13 protein-coding genes are annotated in these 17,106 nt (G+C 61.9%); 7 read left to right on the top strand and 6 right to left on the bottom strand.

Annotation, left to right across the window (positions count from 1 at the left end; genetic code table 11):
- Positions 1-34 precede the first annotated feature (34 nt).
- The 6 genes from J2Y49_RS31310 to J2Y49_RS31285 form a co-directional block, all read right to left on the bottom strand.
- On the bottom strand, positions 35-1,036 hold the full coding sequence (locus J2Y49_RS31310; RefSeq protein ID WP_310119610.1) for a hypothetical protein: 1,002 nt from the start codon (positions 1,034-1,036) through the stop codon (positions 35-37).
- Positions 1,037-1,103: 67 nt separating this feature from the next.
- Positions 1,104-1,424 carry a hypothetical protein gene (locus J2Y49_RS31305; RefSeq protein ID WP_310119609.1) on the bottom strand — a complete coding sequence of 107 codons (321 nt, stop codon included), beginning with the start codon at positions 1,422-1,424 and terminating at the stop codon, positions 1,104-1,106.
- Between the two features lie 96 nt (positions 1,425-1,520).
- Complete coding sequence (locus J2Y49_RS31300; RefSeq protein ID WP_310119608.1) at positions 1,521-1,736, bottom strand: hypothetical protein; 216 nt, start codon at positions 1,734-1,736, stop codon at positions 1,521-1,523.
- A 356-nt stretch (positions 1,737-2,092) separates the two neighbouring features.
- Positions 2,093-2,665: a hypothetical protein gene (locus J2Y49_RS31295; RefSeq protein WP_310119607.1), complete on the bottom strand. Its 573-nt coding sequence runs from the start codon at positions 2,663-2,665 to the stop codon at positions 2,093-2,095.
- A gap of 1,417 nt (positions 2,666-4,082) precedes the next feature.
- On the bottom strand, positions 4,083-4,775 hold the full coding sequence (locus J2Y49_RS31290; protein ID WP_310119606.1) for a recombinase family protein: 693 nt from the start codon (positions 4,773-4,775) through the stop codon (positions 4,083-4,085).
- A 35-nt stretch (positions 4,776-4,810) separates the two neighbouring features.
- Positions 4,811-5,362 carry a hypothetical protein gene (locus J2Y49_RS31285; protein ID WP_310119605.1) on the bottom strand — a complete coding sequence of 184 codons (552 nt, stop codon included), beginning with the start codon at positions 5,360-5,362 and terminating at the stop codon, positions 4,811-4,813.
- Between the two features lie 1,404 nt (positions 5,363-6,766).
- Between J2Y49_RS31285 and J2Y49_RS31280 the strand changes: the two genes are divergently transcribed.
- The 7 genes from J2Y49_RS31280 to J2Y49_RS31250 all read left to right on the top strand — a co-directional run.
- Positions 6,767-7,345, top strand: a complete 579-nt coding sequence (locus J2Y49_RS31280; protein WP_310119604.1) for a recombinase family protein — start codon at positions 6,767-6,769, stop codon at positions 7,343-7,345.
- A 480-nt stretch (positions 7,346-7,825) separates the two neighbouring features.
- Positions 7,826-9,292, top strand: a complete 1,467-nt coding sequence (locus J2Y49_RS31275; protein ID WP_310119603.1) for a glycosyltransferase family 4 protein — start codon at positions 7,826-7,828, stop codon at positions 9,290-9,292.
- Positions 9,293-9,313: 21 nt separating this feature from the next.
- On the top strand, positions 9,314-10,369 hold the full coding sequence (locus tag J2Y49_RS31270; RefSeq protein WP_310119602.1) for an SUMF1/EgtB/PvdO family nonheme iron enzyme: 1,056 nt from the start codon (positions 9,314-9,316) through the stop codon (positions 10,367-10,369).
- Between the two features lie 252 nt (positions 10,370-10,621).
- A complete protein-coding gene (locus J2Y49_RS31265; RefSeq protein ID WP_310119599.1) occupies positions 10,622-12,109 on the top strand; it encodes a SulP family inorganic anion transporter in 1,488 nt (495 codons plus the stop codon).
- Positions 12,110-12,121: 12 nt separating this feature from the next.
- Entirely contained in the window at positions 12,122-12,976 is an 855-nt protein-coding gene (locus J2Y49_RS31260; RefSeq protein ID WP_310119597.1) for a universal stress protein, read from the top strand.
- A gap of 67 nt (positions 12,977-13,043) precedes the next feature.
- Positions 13,044-14,603 carry a serine protease gene (locus J2Y49_RS31255; RefSeq protein ID WP_310119596.1) on the top strand — a complete coding sequence of 520 codons (1,560 nt, stop codon included), beginning with the start codon at positions 13,044-13,046 and terminating at the stop codon, positions 14,601-14,603.
- A 146-nt stretch (positions 14,604-14,749) separates the two neighbouring features.
- The coding region (locus J2Y49_RS31250; RefSeq protein WP_310119594.1) for a Tn3 family transposase at positions 14,750-17,106 on the top strand (2,357 nt) is incomplete at its 3' end.

Here is a 17,106-nt window from a genome sequence, read left to right as displayed (position 1 = left end):
ACCCTAAGCGGATCGTCGGGCATGGCGGGGGAGGCTAGGTGGGGTCGAGTGGCGGACCGCCGTTGTGGCCGATCAAGAAGCCTTCCTCCTGACGGTCTTCGGGCATCGGTGCCTCGTCGCTCTGCGCCAGTGCGGTGAACGGCTTTCCGGCAAAGTAGTCCGGGCGCCGTGCAACTTCCTCTTGGAACCAGAGGGTGGCGAACAGAGGCACTTTGTGGTCCAGGCGTGTTTGCAGGTTCCGCCGGCGAACGCGCCCTTTGGCTTCTTCCGACCATTTCGACCGCTGGGGCTTCTGCACGGAAACTCCAAGGCACCAGCCGCTGCCTGGCGTGAAGGAGGGTGCACAGTCCCGAACGATCTCGCGGAAGTCCTCGGCCGCTGGCATGGAGAATGCCCACACTTCCCGCGGCAGGCCGCCGGGCGGCTCAGTGTTCGGGTTTCCCCACATCACACTCACGGTGCTGTAGCCGGCGCGCATTCTCGCGCCAAGCGGCAGAGGCAGGGTAGGGCGGGAGGAACGGTCAGCTGCTGCACCTGGCGCCACGTGCCTGCTGGGGAGCGGCACCGGAGCGTCGCGGAAGGTTAGCCCGGTCTCTACCTCCTTTCCCTCGCGGATGGCCGCGTGCCGCTCCGCGTTTTCGGTGACACGGGTGCGCGCCTCCATCGTCATCCAGTACCGGCCGCGGGCTGTGGTCAGACGGAGACGCCAGCCATTGGCAAGCGTGGTGTTCCCTTCAGCGGCTGCCAAGCGTTCGGAGAGGGTCCGCACCTGCTCCACCTCATCGGCGGTCCAGTCTGGGTGAATGACCGTAGGCATCGGCAAAAGACGATCAGGCGGGCACTGCGCGGCTTGGCGCGCAAACATGCTGGCATTCTCTTCCGTCTTGTCACTGCGACTGCCGACACCGTAGGCGGCGGCAAGCTGGCCGATGCGACCGCGCTGCTCAGGCGCGAGCCTGGGCCCTACCTCGGTGACGCGCGGTGAAAGAGAAATGGGTAGGGCGGAGGATGGGAAGAGGGGGAGGGTCACCATCATGGACCTCAGAGACTTTATGCGAATTCACATAGCGGTGTGGCGGTGGCAAAAACCGCGACGGCCGCGTTCAGCCCACCGCTTCCGCCCGCGTCTCGCGCGAGAAGATGAGCGTGCTCGTGGCGTGGAGATACGGAACGGTCACGCCGCCGAACTTCTCAGCCTTCAGCACGACGAAACGGCTGGCTGCCAGCGTCAAGCAGGCGGCTTCGAGGTCGCAGCCAAGGGGAATTTTGGAAGGGGCGAACAGCGTCGCCAAGGCGGAGCAAGGCACTACAACATGGCGGCGCAGGAGGTCCAGAACGGCATTTTCGAGCCCGGTCTGGTCCTGAACTGGTAGCGCCTTCCATTTGATCTGCCAGCTGTAAGGCTGCGGCTCACGTGATGGCATAACGGCGTTTCCTGGGGATGTTGGAACATCCCCACTTTATCGTAACGCGTTACGATAGTGAAGAAAAATCGTAACGCGTTACCACATATCTGCCAATCAACCCGCTGCCGGAGGATCAGCAAAGGTTGCCGCCTGGATGGCTTCAGCCAAGCCCTCATCCGCAGCGAGGGCCTGCACAATCCGCGCGGTCAGGGCACCATCAGGATCAACGCGTCGGAACTCGGGGGAAAGGTGGGCCACGTTCAATCGACCAAGGGAGATGTGCGGAATGCGTAAGCCGTCGTAGGTGACTGTGAACGCTGGCGCCTTCATGGTTGTCCGCTCCTGTTGCTGTTTAACTGTTGGGGATCAGGGACGATCGGAAAGGCATCGTCGCGGAGGCGCACGGGACCGCCACAGTTTGCGCACATGGAAGGCGGAGCCTCCTTGGCACTGACCGGCAGCACTCCAAAGGTGCCGGGACAAGGGGAATCGCTGGCGCACTCGTAGACGAAAGCCCATCCTTGGCGTTCGGTGCCAAGGTAGGCGGCGATGAGATCAGCAACGATAACTGCCCCGGTCGGAGGGTCTTCAGGATCAGGGGCCCACCAAGGGCCGGTTGAGGGCATTGGCACTTCGAAGGCTACAATGGGGGTGCGGATGCTCAAGTAACTCACCTTGTATCGAGGTTATTTGGCAGAGGCCGCGGTGGCGGCCGCCAGAGGAAGGGAGCGGGCGAGTTGACGTGCCTCTTCAAGCACCGGCCGGAAGCGTGGCATCCCCTCCAAGCGAGCCCGCACGTCCGGCGGCAGCTGGGCATCCATCGCCGCGATCAGCACCAGCTTTTCTAGGTCACGCCGGTCACGCCGTGCGCGACTGCGAGCCTGCCGCTCGGCGTCGCTGGGTGGGTTCGCGAGGCGTGGGCGTCCCCTTGGATTCCGCTTCGGCGGTTCCGAAACCAATTTCTGTGACGTCACAGAAAATTGGGCATCCTCTTGCCCTTCCATTTTTTGTGACGTCACAGAAATTAGCTCCGTAGCAAGCGCGAAGGTCTGGGAGTGAGCCGCCTCCGGGAGAAGGCCGTCCGCGGCTGCCACCAGCGCGCGGCGCTCCTGCAGTTGCTCAACGAGACGTCCATTCACCTGGCGCTTTGCATTGAGCAGGTGCCACTCAGGGCCGTTATCGGTGAGCGTTTGAATCAGACGCTCTGCCGGGATGGACAGGGCCGCTATCGCCTCTGCCTCAACGGTGATCGTTGTCATGATCCGGCAGCGTTGGAGCGAGCCATGGCAGCGGGGAGACGCGCGGGCACCAAGTCTAGTCGCTCGATCGGGACCAGTTCAGCGTCGAGCATCCGGTTGGGAAACTTGGTCAACTCCGCCACGGCGGCTATGCCCTCTTCCACGTCGGCTCCACGAGCGTATCCAAGGATCCTTCCTGCACTCGGATCAAAGACCTCCCACACGGGCAGGCACTCAATGGGCAGTGTCGTCATCGGAGATAGCGTCCTAAAGTATTTATGGCGTTTATGCCACCTTTTAGGCGCGACGCAAGGGTGCGACACCGTTAGCTGTTGCTTCCGAGTGCCGCACCTTGCTTGCGCTACAGCTTCAGCATTCAGAGATAAGAGGGGATTGTCAGGACCTGGGTGACGAAGCAGGTTTCAGGCCCACAGCTGTTGGTGAAGCTCGGGGCAGCAGGAACTAGAACCCTGTGGGTCTTCCGACCTGGACCGCTAACCGGCGTACCAGCGACCGGCATCAAGAACTGAATGTGCCCATCGCTCAAGCAATAGGACGGACCTTGTACGGTTCCATTGTCCGGGCCGCAGGCGGGCATCGTCTCCAACGGCATGCTTCCGACATAAGCAATTTCACCGCCTGCTTGCACCAGTGGAGTGAGATCTGCATTGCGGGGAGTAAGAGCGGCTACAGCGCGCAGAAGAGGTTGATCGTCGTGAACAGGGCGCGGAATCACTGCCAGCCGGAAAACCGGGGAGGTTGCCTTGACCTGCTGCTCCGCAGATCGCCAGTGCTGAATGCGGGCCATCTGTTCGGGCGTAGGCTCCCTCGGCATGTCAGGTGCTGTGCTGCATCCAGCGCAAACGGCCAACAGGCTCGCAAGCCCGATTAGCTGGCGAGCGGACTTCGTGAAACTGGATCGGGAAGGCATGGTCGGTTTTCCTGCGGAAGAAGCGAGGGTAGGGGGCCGCTCAGTTATGCGAATTCACATATTTCGGCGGAGCATTGGCAGGATCGCGCAAAGCGATGCAAGGAAGAGCAAGACGCCCAAGGAGGCTCCGCCGGCGAGGAAGGCGCTCAGATGGACCTTTACCGCGAGAACACGAAGCTCAGCATTCAGGCTCTCGACGTTTGCAACACCGATTGCGAGCAACGCACTGTCAGAGGCAAGCGCAAAGATCGCGAGTGCGATAAAAGCTCCACGCCGTTCCCATGATTGGGAAGGCCACCATTTGCGGAACCAGATCACTCTTTTTTGGAGAGGGTGTAGGATCATTCCACGGACTGTCATGATGGCGCATCTATTGTTCGGTGATGTTCGAATATATAACCCTAAAAGTCTTACGAAAAAGTATATAGGTGGCATTTAGGCCACCTTTTCAGGGTGTTTCGTTGGCCTGCTTCCTGACCGGAGCGGCCTTGCTGTTCCAGGCTTCATCTAAGATTTGGGCCGAACTCCGGCCAGTCGCAACACTAGACGTCGAGCCGACGACGCGTGCCAACGCCGCCCTTGCGGAGTTGGTATGCCGCGATCATTCAGAGCCTCGGCCAGTCCAGCATAGGTGGTCCAGCCGGCCGCTCGGATGCGGGCGACATGACCGGAAAGCTCTTGGGCTCGAACGTTCGCTTGGTCGCGCCTGGCCGTGGCGCCTCTTTCAGCCACGGCCCCACCATCGCGTCCCAATGCCGGGTTTCCAAGTCGCACTCCGCGGGCCTTTGCTGCGGCCAGTGCTGCTCGGGTGCGCTGCGCGATCATTTCGCGCTCGTGCTCCGCCACAGCGGCAAGGATGTGCAGCGTCAGCCGATTTGCCTCCGGAAAGTCGACAGCGACAAATTCCACGCCTGCCTCCATCAGCCTGGCGATGAAGGCGACGTTGCGCGCGAGCCTGTCCAGCTTTGCCACCACCAGCACAGCGCGGTTTTTACGGCAGGCTTCAAGCGCACGGGCCAACTCCGGCCGGTCCTTACGTTTTCCACTCTCCACCTCGGTGAAGGCATCCACCAGTTCGCCCTTGCCGGCAGCGTAAGCAGCCACGGCGCTCTGCTGAGCCTCTATGCCAAGCCCGTCAGCACCCTGCTTCGTGGTGGACACTCTGTAATAAGCGATGAAGCGCGGACCTTCGGCAGTCATTCAATTTCCCGAAAAAGCTAAATTAAGCTCCATAGTTAGATAAACTTCGATGTGCGCTTTGTGCTAGAAGCCCAGATAATAAACCGTTCTGCAAAGTCGAACAGCGGAAGCTCCGTTTTAAAGTCGCCGCCTGTAATATTTCTAACAGCTACTCTATGACGATCTATAACATCACTACTCCACTCTGATTTTGAAACCAGACTCCAATTCAAGGCGCAACTCTCACCAATTGACGCAAAGTAGCCGTTTACATTTCTAATGACTACCATGCCAAATACGTATACATCGTCAGGTTTCCATGATTTGTCTCCTATTATCACGATGGCTCTACTATAGCCCTGATACCGACTGTGGCTTTCAACATAATTTATCATCATTGACGCAGTGTATCCATGCTTATTCAAATCGTTAATAATTGCTGCAAAATCTAATAGCTTGTCTCTTAACTCATTCCGGTATTTGTTGCGGTAATAACGCTCCTTGTCTTTACCATTATTTGAGGAAGACAGCGCCAAAATATCGGACACCTTGACTTTTATCAGTCCAAATTGAGCGAGGAGGCGACGAATTTTGGGGCCGATATTCATTATATTCGCTCCAGCTTGGATAGGCTTATTGTGGGATCCTGCTTGTGGTCATCTGTATCAAATCCAAAGGACCGTTTGGAATTGGTATAGACAGGGCGTTAGGCAATATCAACACGGCTATCTGCCCGCGCAGGATGCAGGAACGGAATCCGCTTCCTGTCCTATGATTGCGGACAACCGGCCGATCGGCGCCAGCACTGCAGCCATGTCATCCGTCAGGATCGAGCAGCTGGTGGACGATACATGCCCGCACCCGGCCGGTTCGGTGAAACCACATATCCAACTCGCTGGCACGTTCCCTGCAAATCTTTACACGCTAAGCAAAATCGCTTTGCGGTTTTGGGGCGCAGCAGGCGTTACAGGGTCTTGGGACCGCGCGTTCAGAACCCCCCCGAAGGGGGCGCGCGGTCCTTAGACCCTGTTAGCTTGCGGTGTGGTGGCGAACGATCCGCTGCGAGGGGTCCCCGCCTCCGGCGGGGCGAGCACGGATCGCTTCGCCTTGCGAGAGGGTGCCTGTTGAAAAATTAATGATGGTTCGGATGCGCGAAGTGCATCCGGCCGATTTTTTAACGGTGTCTGTTGCTGTGCAACAGACACGAGAATGGTTCAGCCACCCAAAGGGTGGCTGGCCGATTCATTCCCAGTTTGTAGCGACATTTACCTGTAAAAAAGATACCTGTAGATCTTTACCTGTTTGAGCGACCAAGTGCACGTGAACGAATCGAGGTTTGCGCGACCAACTGCACGTGCTTTGCGATCTAAGCCGCGACCAACTGCACGTGGATAGATGGCTTGGTCCCCAACCTGTAGAGACGCTTGTTCATATCTGGGCATGACAAGGGGCGCGACCAAGTGCACGTGCCGCTCCAAGGCCGTTTTATCGGCAAACTTAACACTTTCTTACTCTGTTCATATTGGAACATGACCAAGGGCGCGACCAAACGTACGTGAGTGCGTAACGGGGGGGCGCGACCAAGTGCACGTGATTAGAGGAAGGCTCTGAACCGTCTGTCATGCTGGGGTATGTAGGCAGGGCGCGACCAAGTGCACGTGCTTCACAGAGGGAGCAAAGGGGCGCGACCAAACGCACGTGCCCATATCGCCGGCAAGGCGCGACCAAGTGCACGTGGTTATGCATGGTAGCTAGCGCGACCAAGTGCACGCGATCATCGGCTTCACGGAGGCCGAGTAGGGGTCACTACACGAAAGTGATCAGATTGTCCGGGATCTGAGAACGGCCTGAGAACATACGCCATGTAGCGTTCTTGCGACGGTTCCTTCACTCGCAAAACTCCTAAGATTCGCGACAGGTAGGTACCGGACGGCGGCGCATAGGATTTTCAAGTTGCAAAAGTCTATCGCAAAAGGAAATAGTTTCGCGATGACTTTTGCGACGGATGTCTCATGCTCATCGGTTATGCGCGCGTCTCCACCGATGAGCAGGACCTTTCGCAGCAGCGGTCGATCTTGCAGGCGGCCGGCTGCCGGCGCGTCTATGAAGAGAAGGTTTCAGGGGCGAAGCGCGACCGGCCGCAACTCGCCCGGCTGATCGACCAACTCCGGGCTGATGATGTCGTGACCGTCACACGCCTCGACAGGCTAGCCCGGTCCACTCGCGATCTGCTCGATATTGCGGAGCAGCTTCGAGGAATTGGTGCGGGGCTCCGCTCACTCGCTGAACCGTGGGCTGACACCACCTCGCCGGCCGGCCGCATGGTCCTGACTGTGTTCGCCGGCATTGCCGAGTTTGAGCGCACTCTGATCGTCGAGCGAACAGGCAGCGGCCGCGTGGCAGCCAGGGCGCGCGGCGTGCGTTTTGGCCGGCCGCCGAAGCTGACCACAGAACAGATCGCTCTCGCCCGGCGCCTGGTCGATGAAGGGCGCTCTCCGCGCGAGGCGGCCCGAGTTCTGAATGTCCATGTGTCGACACTGTACCGGGCATTCGCCCTCCAGGTCCCCAAGAATGATGGCAGCAAGTCCTGACCAAGCATATGTCAGTATTCTGTTCCACTACCACTCGCTCGCTGATCCAAATGCTCTCCGTTGACCATCCCTCCGGGAGTGAACCTGGGTAGCGACCCCCTATCCACTCGTTTCAAAGCCAGATCTGATGCGCTATTGAGTGGACACTGGAACAATGCGTAATGAATAGAACGCGCTGCAGCAAACAATATCTGCTGCCTCCCCACGCGTTGCCGTTCACGATCGCCAGAGAGGCACAAGAGTCCAATGTGAAGATCATACAACACCGCTGACCGCATTGATTCCAAAGCATGCTGCGATCCGTGATCGACTTTATCACGGCGCACATTCTTCGGATGCCACGATGCAGACGGGAAGACGCCACTTGGCTGGCACTTCTGTCAGGGGGATTGTATGACGCTCTTGTCTACCGCGCGGCCTTGCCGCGCAGCTTCCGCATGGCTTTGGCACTGTGACATCCTGGCATGCCCGGCTCGACCGATGGTCCGGCCTTTCATCCGCCCCCTGCGCTCCGGTGTCATCTCGGCATCCCTCATCCGTGACCGGCTCTCTGCAGTCTCGGCGTTCCTGATCGGCCCCGATGTTGGTCAACAGCCACCAGCCGGAGATTCCGCACTGTCGACCGACGGTGCGCTCCTCTTCCCGTGCCCCCATCGGGCGGCGGCCGAAGGCCTCCAGCCCGAATTCGACTTGGTCTGCCCCGCTGCGGCACCGCCGCTGCGGGATGGTCGTGATCAACCTGCAGAAAGGTGTTCTACGATGCGCGTTTCCCTAATGACCCCAGAGTATCCTCCCGGTGAGCGGCTCGGCGGCATCGCCACCCATACCCATACGATGGCGCGCGCCTTGGCGCGGGCCGGACATCAGGTCCAGGTGGTGACCCTCGGGGAACCCGGCACCCACCAGGAGGACGGCGTCACCGTGGTGCGCGTCTCGCTCCGCAAGCGCCTGCATCCTGTCCTCGACCGGTTCCGCATCAACCGCCGCCTTGCCAAGGCTGCCCTCAAATGGCGTCCCGATGTCGTGCATGCGGCCGAATTTGACGCCAACGCATGGTGGTTGACACGCTTCAGCTCGGTTCCGGTTGTGACTCGGCTGGCGACACCGAGCGGCATGGTCAAAGACATCAACGGGAAGCGCTGGGTTCCCCACACCTATCTGCTCGATTTCCTGGAGCGGGACCAGGCGCGCCGCAGTGCGGCCGTCTATGCGCCGACACGAGCGATTTCCAGCCTCGTCGGGCGGTCATGGCGAATCTCGCCGGAAACCATTCAGATCATCCCGAACTCCCTCAACCTCCACGCGGTACGCCAACGGCGGGAGGCCGCGCCGAGCCGTCCCCTTCCCGACCGCTTCATCGTCTTCTTTGGTCGCCTGGAGGCCCGCAAGGGGATCGGCCCGCTGGGGGAGGCGCTGCCAGCGGTGTTGACGGCCCATCCCGATGTCCACGCGGTGATCGTGGGCGGCGAGGATCCGGAGAGCGCCGGCGAGATCGCACGCTTCAAGGACAATGTCCGCCCGGTTGCCGACCGCGTGCATCTGTTGGGCGAACTGCCGCGGGAGGAAGCGCTGTCCATAGTCGCCCGGGCGGAGTTCTCGGTGGTGCCGTCGCTGTGGGAGAATTTCGGCTTCGTCGTGGTGGAGGCCCTCGCCCTCGGCGTTCCGGTGATCGCCAGCGACTGCGGCGGCAATCCGGAGATCATCCAGCCCGGCCGATCGGGCTGGCTGGTTCCCCCCGGTGACGCGGCAGCATTGCGCGATGAGATGCTTGCACGCCTCGCCGATCGCGACACGCTCGCCACGGCGCGTGCCGAGGCCCATCAACGGGCCAGCCTGTTCGACTCCGATCGCGTCGCAACCGATGTCGCCAAGCTGCTGCGCCGCGCCTGTGCCGCTTCGATGCTGGCATGCATGACCCTGTCGGAAAGCCTTGTTCCTGTCCTTTAAGGCGTTCGGGAGAGCAGCATCATGAGTTCGCCTGTCGTGCCGCAACAGTATTGGCGCCGCGGGATCGTCGTGGCGATGCTCATGATGTTGCTGACCGTGGGTGTTTTCGCCGGCGCACTCACATGGACAGTGGGCGCCACCCCAACCCTGGAGGAAACCATCGACATGCCGGCGTGGCGGTTAGAGCGCGGTAATCGCTTTGCCCGCTGGACGATGGAACGACAGCGTTCCGAGGGGCCCGCCGAGATATGGGACCATCCCGATGCGCCGCTAATGGTGGTCGTTCCGATCGGAGGCGCTGAAATCGGCTCACCTGCCAATGAAAGTGAGCGCTTTGCCGAGGAGGGGCCGACGTTTCAAATAGAGGTCCTTCACCCGATCGCAGTGGGAAAGTACTCCGTCACGCGTGGCGAATACGCAAGCTTTGTCCAGAGCACCGGTCACACTTCCCGCGCCGTCTGCTATGGGTATGATGGTGAGACCGAACTGAAAAAGCGCTCACGCTTCACCTGGCTCAATCCTGGATTTCCGCAGACAGATGAGCATCCGGTGGTCTGCGTTGGTTGGGACGATGCGAAGGCCTATGTTGATTGGCTTGGCAGAACCACTGGCCATGATTACCGTTTGCTGTCCGAGGCTGAGTGGGAATACGTCGCTCGTGCAGGTACGCCGACCGCCCGATGGTGGGGAGCCAATGTTGAGGGGATGTGCAGTGCGGCCAATGGCGCGGATCTGACGGCGAAGGATCGCTTTACAGATTGGATGGTCGCAGATTGTCGGGATGGTTATCTGTTCACGTCACCGGTGGGCATGTTCCAGCCGAACGGGTTTGGCCTCTATGATACGCTCGGCAATGTATGGGAATGGGTCGAGGACTGCTGGAACGAGCGCTATGACGCGGCTGGGGCACCGAATGGCGGGCCCCGTTTGAGTGGAGATTGTCGGATGCGGCTGCTGCGGGGCGGCTCCTGGCATAGCCACCCCCGCTATCTGCGCTCCGCGACCCGCCGCCCTGATCTCGTTGAAAATGGCTACAGTGCTTATGGAATCAGGGTCGCACGAACCTTGAAGAACTGAAGCCCACGAGTTGCAGGACGCCGGCATCGGTCCGGATTTCGTCGTTGCCCGGAGGCGGGCGATCTGATAACCCCTTCGGCATGCTGTACCGCGCCACGCCGCCTTGACCGTCCCCTTCTGATCCCTTGGCCCAGTTCCGGGCCATTGGGGACGTGCGCAGCTTTTCCACTCCCTGACACATTCGAGATCCCCCCGGTTCCTGGGCTCAGTTCCTGAACTGGGATCGTGGTCTTTTGATCTTTGAAGAGCCTCATGTCACTCAATTTGCAACGACTCCGCCAGGAGTGGTTCGGCAATCCGCGCGGCGATGTCCTTGCCGGGCTTGTCGTCGCCTTGGCTCTGATCCCCGAAGCCATCGCCTTTTCCATCATCGCTGGCGTCGATCCGAAGATCGGCCTCTACGCCTCCTTTTCAATCGCGGTGACCGTCGCCATCGTCGGTGGCCGTCCCGGCATGATCTCCGCCGCCACCGCTGCGACCGCGGTTTTGATGATCACCCTGGTCAAGGAGCATGGGCTGCAGTACTTGCTGGCGGCCACCGTGTTGGCCGGTGTGCTGCAGATCGGCGCCGGCTTCCTTCGCCTAGGCGCGGTCATGCGCTTCGTGTCGAAGTCGGTGATGACCGGCTTCGTCAATGCGCTTGCCATCCTGATCTTCATGGCCCAGCTGCCGGAATTGATCGGGGTTCCCCCGCTCACCTATGTGATGGTCGCTGGTGGGCTCGCCATCATCTATCTGGTCCCGCGGCTGACCAAGGCGGTGCCGTCGCCGCTGGTCTGCATCGTCGTGCTCACCGCGCTGTCGCTCGGCCTTGGCCTCGACCTGCGCACGGTCGGCGATATGGGCGAGCTACCGTCCACCCTGCCGGTCTTCCTGCTGCCCGACATCCCGCTGTCGCTGGAAACCCTGCGCATCATCCTGCCCTATTCGGCGGCGGTCGCCGCAGTCGGGCTGCTGGAATCGCTGATGACGGCCTCGATCATCGACGAGTTGACCGACACCGGCAGCGACAAGAACCGGGAATGCGTCGGCCAGGGTGTCGCCAACATCGTCACCGGCTTCCTGGGCGGCATGGCCGGCTGTGCGATGATCGGTCAGTCCGTGATCAACGTGAAGTCCGGCGGCCGTGGCCGTCTCTCGACCTTCTGCGCCGGCATCTTCCTGCTGTTCCTGATCGTCGTACTGGGCGACTGGGTCCGGCGCATCCCGATGGCGGCGCTCGTCGCGATCATGATCATGGTTTCGATCGGCACCTTCAGCTGGTCGTCGCTCAAGACCCTGATGACCCACCCCCGCAGCTCCAGCATGGTGATGGTCGCGACGGTGGTCGGCGTCGTCGCCACCCACAATCTGGCGATCGGCGTACTGATCGGTGTGCTGCTGTCCAGCGTCTTCTTCGCCTGGAAGGTCGCACGCATCTTCCGCGTGACGTCGGTGCTGTCCGCGGACGGTGCTGCACGCACCTATGCAATCGAGGGCCAGCTGTTCTTTGCCTCGGCTGACGATTTTGCCGCCGCTTTCGATTTCAAGGAGGCGCTGGACCGGGTGACGATCGACGTCAGCCGGGCCCACATCTGGGACATCTCCAGTGTGGCCGCCCTCGACATGGTGGTGCTGAAGTTCCGCCGTGAAGGTGCGGAGGTCGAGATCATCGGTCTGAACGAGGCCAGCGAGACCATCGTCGACCGCCTCGCCGTCCACGACAAGCCCGGTGCCATGGAGCGCCTGATGGGGCATTAGGGAGGACAAGCCATGCTCAGCATCCTGACCTTAATCGACGGTTCGGTTTACACGCCGAGCGTCTGCGACCATGCAGCATGGGCGGCCACGCGGCTGGCTGCGCCGGTCCACCTTGTTCATGCGCTGGGGCGCCGGCCGGGAGCCGGTGCGCCGGCCGACTTCACCGGCAGTCTGGACGTTGACGCGCGCGATGCGCTGCTTGAAGAGCTGGCCGAGCTGGACGCCCAGTCGGCTAAGCTTGCCCATCGGCGCGGACGGGTGATCCTCGACGCGGCGAAGGCACGCCTGCTGGAGGCCGGCGCCAGCGAGGCGACGTTGAAGCTGCGCAACAGCGACGTGGTCGAGACGGTGGAGGAACTGGAAGCCGATGCCCGCCTGATCGTGATCGGCAAGCGTGGCGAGGCCGCCGACTTCGCCAAACTGCATCTGGGGTCGAACCTTGAGCGCGTCGTGCGCGCTTCCCACAAGCCGGTGCTGGTAGCGTCTCGGGCCTTCAAGCCAATCCGCAAAGTGTTGATCGCCTTCGACGGCGGCCACAGCGCCACCAAAGCCATCGAGGTCATCGCCGGCAGTCCGCTGCTGCGCGGTCTGGACTGCCGCCTGCTGATGGTCGGTGCGGAAACCGACGAGGCCCGTCAGCGCTTGGAAGCGGCGGCGGACCGGCTCAGGCGAGCCGACTTCATGGTGGAAGCCGGCATTGAGGGCGGCCTGCCCGACGACACCATCGCCCGTGCGGCCGAACGGAGCGGGAGCGACCTGCTGGTGATGGGAGCCTATGGGCATTCCCGCATCCGCAGCCTGATCATCGGCAGCACGACCACGACGATGATCCGCTCCTGCAAGATCCCGCTGCTGCTGATCCGTTGACGACACGGCCGCGTACTGCCCGCTCAGGCAGTATGCGACGCTAAACGCCCGGTGGAGGACGTAACACATGAATTTTCCCAGCGTTGCCCAATACCCCTACAACATGGTCGTCAATGTCGTCACGACTTGGAGCGACAACACGAGAACCCAAGGGTCCGGGGTTCTCGTCGGGCGGAACGACGTGCTGACCGCAGCCCATAACGTCAAGGGCGTGGGTAAGCGGGTGGTCGATATCGACGTCTACACCGGCTACGACCGTGGCAGCTATTCGCCGCAATCCTTCACCTCCGGCCAGATCTCGGTCAACTATTTCAACATCGATTTCGCGCCGCCTGCCATCACGCAGGACCAGGCGGCGTGGGATATAGCAGTGATCGGCCTCTCCAAGCCGATCGGCGATGCCGTCGGCTATCTTCCGTGGGTGGCGAATGCGCCGGCCGGCACGTATCAGGCAGTGGGCTATCCGGTCGAGCACAACGGCCGCCTCGTGTCCGATGGCGGCTTCATGGCCATCGGCACCCACGACATCTTCGACATCAGCCGGATCTACAACGCGCCCGGCAGCAGCGGCGGTCCGATCCTGGACGCCAGCAACCGCGTCGTCGGCGTGATCTCCTCCTACAACTGGGCGGCACGGATCGATCGTGAGGCCGACAGCCTCGCCGCCTGGATCCGGGGCAATGATGCCATCATCGACACCAGCAAGACAGTGGTTGCCGATGGGAAGGCCTTTGATCCCTGGAGCTATGCCGCCCTCAATCCGGACGTCCATGCCGCTTTCGGAATGAACCTTCAGGCGCTCGCCAACCACTACGCGACGGCGGGACGCAACGAGGGGCGCCAGGCGTCAGGTTTCGATCCGTGGTCCTATGCCGCATCCAATCCCGATGTGTTCGCCGCTTACGGTACCAATACCCAGGCGTTGACCACCCATTATATTGCCTTCGGCCGCAGCGAGGGACGCACGCAGATCGCCTTTGACCCGTGGTCCTATGCAGCGTCAAATCGTGATCTCTTCGCCGCCTTCGGGACCGACACGCGGGCGCTCACCGCTCATTACCTCTCGAGTGGGCGGGCTGAAGGACGGGTGATCGGAGCCTTCGATCCCGAAGCCTATGCGGCTTTGAATCCCGATCTCTTCGCTTCATTCGGTCTCGATCCACAGCGCCTGATCGACCATTACATCACCTACGGGCGCAACGAGGGCCGCCAAGCGATGGGGTTCGATCCTGTGGCGTACGCCGCAATGAACCCGGACGTTCTTGCAGCCTATGGCACCGATACCAGGGCACTGGTCGATCATTACGTGGGCTTTGGCCGCAACGAAGGGCGATCCGGCGGTTATGAGCGGCCAGCAGCCGCTGGAACAGCGGGAGCGATGGTTCAGGGCCCGGAACCTGACGATGCAGGCATCGTAGATGCGCTGCAGGCGGCGGTTGCCGATCCGCTGTCGCTGGCCGTGGAGACGTCCTGGCCGCTCACGACCGGCACCACGGAGGCGCCTCTCACCATCGGGGTTTGGTCCCCGTCGGACCCGTCCCTGGAGAACGGTTTGGGAAGCCATGCCGGTGGGTCCAGGCTGTTTGCCGAACCGACGCCGTTGGCTCTGACAGGAATGCTGGCCTGAAGGAGATTGGAGAACGAGAACGGGGAAGGAGGCCGTTCAAGAGATCGTGGGCTGGATCGTCAGCACGGACCGCATCGCGGCGTCGTTTTGAGCGCTAGTTCCACATCATGACTTTCTCTGGAAACGAGTAAGGGGAGATTTGGAAGATGGCGCGTCGGCGGCTGCTGACCGAAGACCAGTGGGCAAGGCTCCTGGCGGTGCCGGACGACGAACGCGCGATGGTGCGCCACTATACGCTCAGCAGGGACGATCTCGACATCGTCACCCTCCGGCGCACGGCGCACACCCGCCTGGGCTGTGCCATTCTGCTCTGCTATTTCCATCATCCTGGGCGGATTCCTGGTCCGGACGAGCGCCCGCCCATCGCGCTGCTGGCGTTCGTCGCCCGGCAGGTGGGCGCCGAGCCTGACGATTTCATCGCCTACAGTCGACGTGACCAGAACCGGCGCGAGCAGGTTGCCGCGATCATGGCACGGACCGGCCACCGTGCCTTTGATCGAACCCTCTTTCGCGACCTTGCCGCCTGGCTGACCTCCAAGGCACAGATCGCACGGGACCCGATCATTCTGGCGACCACCCTGATCGATGAGTTCCGCCGCCGTCGCATCCTGATCCCTTCTGCGGCGATCCTGGAACTGATGCTCCATCAGGCTCGTGGCCGGGCTGAACGGGTTCTGCATCGTGCCCTTGTCGATGGTGTCGACCAGCGGACAACCGACGCGCTGGACCGATTGCTGACCCTGCAGGCCGACACCGAAACGACCATGCTCGCTTGGTTGCGCCGGGTGCCGGCGGCCCCCACCGCCCGCAATATGCTGGCAGTCATTGAGCGCCTTTCCGCCTTGAAGGAACTCGGCATCGACCGGTCGTTGCGCGCTCGCGTGCCGGAGGTCGCGTTCGAGCGGCTCGCGGCCGAAGGCCTGCGGATGACGCCGCAGCATCTTCAGGATCTTGCAACGTCGCGCCGGCAGGCTGTGCTCGCAGCCACCGCGATCCGCCTGGAGATGGATCTGACCGATGTCACCCTGTCGATGTTCGACAAGCTGATCGGCAGTCTGGCACGGAAGGCCGAGCGCCGGACGGCGGAAAACACCCTGCGTTCTGTTCGCGATACCCAGACCCAACTGCGGGTGCTGCTGACCGCGTGCAAGGCGGTGATCGGCGCGCGGGAGGCCGGCGCCGATCCCTACGAGGCCGTCGACCAGGGGGTCGGCTGGTTCCGCTTCATGAAATGCGTCACCGACAGCGAAGCCCTTGCGAAGCCGGAGATCGCCGACCCGCGCACCGAGCTTCTTGGCCGCTACGCCACCGTTCGAGCCTTTGCCCCTACTCTCCTCAATCGTTTCAGTTTTCTCGGCAGTCCATCGGTGACGCCGTTGCTGCGGGCGCTCGACACCATTCGGGTCATGTACGCCGCCGGGCGCCGCACTCTGCCCGAGAAGCCACCGACCGGTTTCATCCGACGTTCTTGGCGCCCCTTCGTCATCAAGAAGGAGGGCATCGACCGGAAAGCTTACGAAATCTGCGCGATGTCCGAACTGCGTGACCGGCTGCGGGCAGGCGACGTCTGGGTGGAGGGGAGCCGCCAGTACCGGAACTTCGAGAGCTGCCTCATGCCGCGTCCTACCTTCGACATCCTTTGCGAGGAGGGGGCGTTGCCCGTGGCCGTTCCACGCAGCGCCGACGGCCACCTTGCTGGAAGAGGCGCGGAACTCGACCGTATCGTCGCCGAGGTGGGCGACCTTGCCGAAAAGGGGTTGCTTGAAGACGTCGATCTGTCCGACGGCGAACTCCGCGTCGCGCCGATCCGGGACACGACTCCGCCGGAGGCCGAAGACCTCGGCCGCCGCGCTTACGATCTCATGCCACGGGTCAAGATCACCGACCTTCTACTGGAGGTGGATGGCTGGACCGATTTCTCCGGTTGCTTCACGCACCAGCGCAGCGGCCGTCCCCCTGACGACCGGGCCGCAACATTGACCGCCGTATTGGCTGACGGCATCAATCTCGGCCTGTCCCGGATGGCCGAAGCCTGCCGGGGGTCGTCCATGCGGCAACTGGCCTGGATGCATGACTGGCACGTCCGCGACGACACCTACATGGTGGCGCTCGCCCGCGTCATCGACACGCACAGAGCCTTGCCGTTGGCTGCCGTCTGGGGCGACGGCCGCACGTCATCATCCGACGGACAATTCTACCGCGCCGGCGGGCGTGGGGAAGCCGTCGGCGATGTGAACGCCTATCACGGCAACGAGCCGGGCATCGCCTTTTACACCCACGTCTCCGATCAGTACGGCCCCTTCCATACCAAGGTGATCGCGGCGACCGCCAGCGAGGCACCCCACGTCATCGACGGCCTTCTCCATCACCAGAGCGGTTTGGACATCGAGGAGCACTACACAGATACCGGAGGCGCGAGCGTTACATGGACAGTCAAGAGGGAACTGGAGGCGGCTGTCCGGATAGTCCACAGAGGGGCCCCGTGCGCCGCGAAGCGCTCCTC

This window comes from Azospirillum sp. BE72 (assembly GCF_031455875.1).
Taxonomy (GTDB): domain Bacteria; phylum Pseudomonadota; class Alphaproteobacteria; order Azospirillales; family Azospirillaceae; genus Azospirillum.
This window is presented reverse-complemented; position numbering and strand designations above follow the sequence as displayed.

Coding starts and splice junctions, on each gene's coding strand:
- J2Y49_RS31290 (WP_310119606.1), bottom strand. CDS start 4,775: ATGACTGCCGAAGGTCCGCGCTTCATCGCTTATTACAGAGTGTCCACC.
- J2Y49_RS31265 (WP_310119599.1), top strand. CDS start 10,622: ATGTCACTCAATTTGCAACGACTCCGCCAGGAGTGGTTCGGCAATCCG.
- J2Y49_RS31305 (WP_310119609.1), bottom strand. CDS start 1,424: ATGCCATCACGTGAGCCGCAGCCTTACAGCTGGCAGATCAAATGGAAG.
- J2Y49_RS31285 (WP_310119605.1), bottom strand. CDS start 5,362: ATGAATATCGGCCCCAAAATTCGTCGCCTCCTCGCTCAATTTGGACTG.
- J2Y49_RS31280 (WP_310119604.1), top strand. CDS start 6,767: ATGCTCATCGGTTATGCGCGCGTCTCCACCGATGAGCAGGACCTTTCG.
- J2Y49_RS31275 (WP_310119603.1), top strand. CDS start 7,826: ATGGTCCGGCCTTTCATCCGCCCCCTGCGCTCCGGTGTCATCTCGGCA.
- J2Y49_RS31260 (WP_310119597.1), top strand. CDS start 12,122: ATGCTCAGCATCCTGACCTTAATCGACGGTTCGGTTTACACGCCGAGC.
- J2Y49_RS31295 (WP_310119607.1), bottom strand. CDS start 2,665: ATGACAACGATCACCGTTGAGGCAGAGGCGATAGCGGCCCTGTCCATC.
- J2Y49_RS31300 (WP_310119608.1), bottom strand. CDS start 1,736: ATGAAGGCGCCAGCGTTCACAGTCACCTACGACGGCTTACGCATTCCG.
- J2Y49_RS31255 (WP_310119596.1), top strand. CDS start 13,044: ATGAATTTTCCCAGCGTTGCCCAATACCCCTACAACATGGTCGTCAAT.
- J2Y49_RS31270 (WP_310119602.1), top strand. CDS start 9,314: ATGAGTTCGCCTGTCGTGCCGCAACAGTATTGGCGCCGCGGGATCGTC.
- J2Y49_RS31310 (WP_310119610.1), bottom strand. CDS start 1,036: ATGATGGTGACCCTCCCCCTCTTCCCATCCTCCGCCCTACCCATTTCT.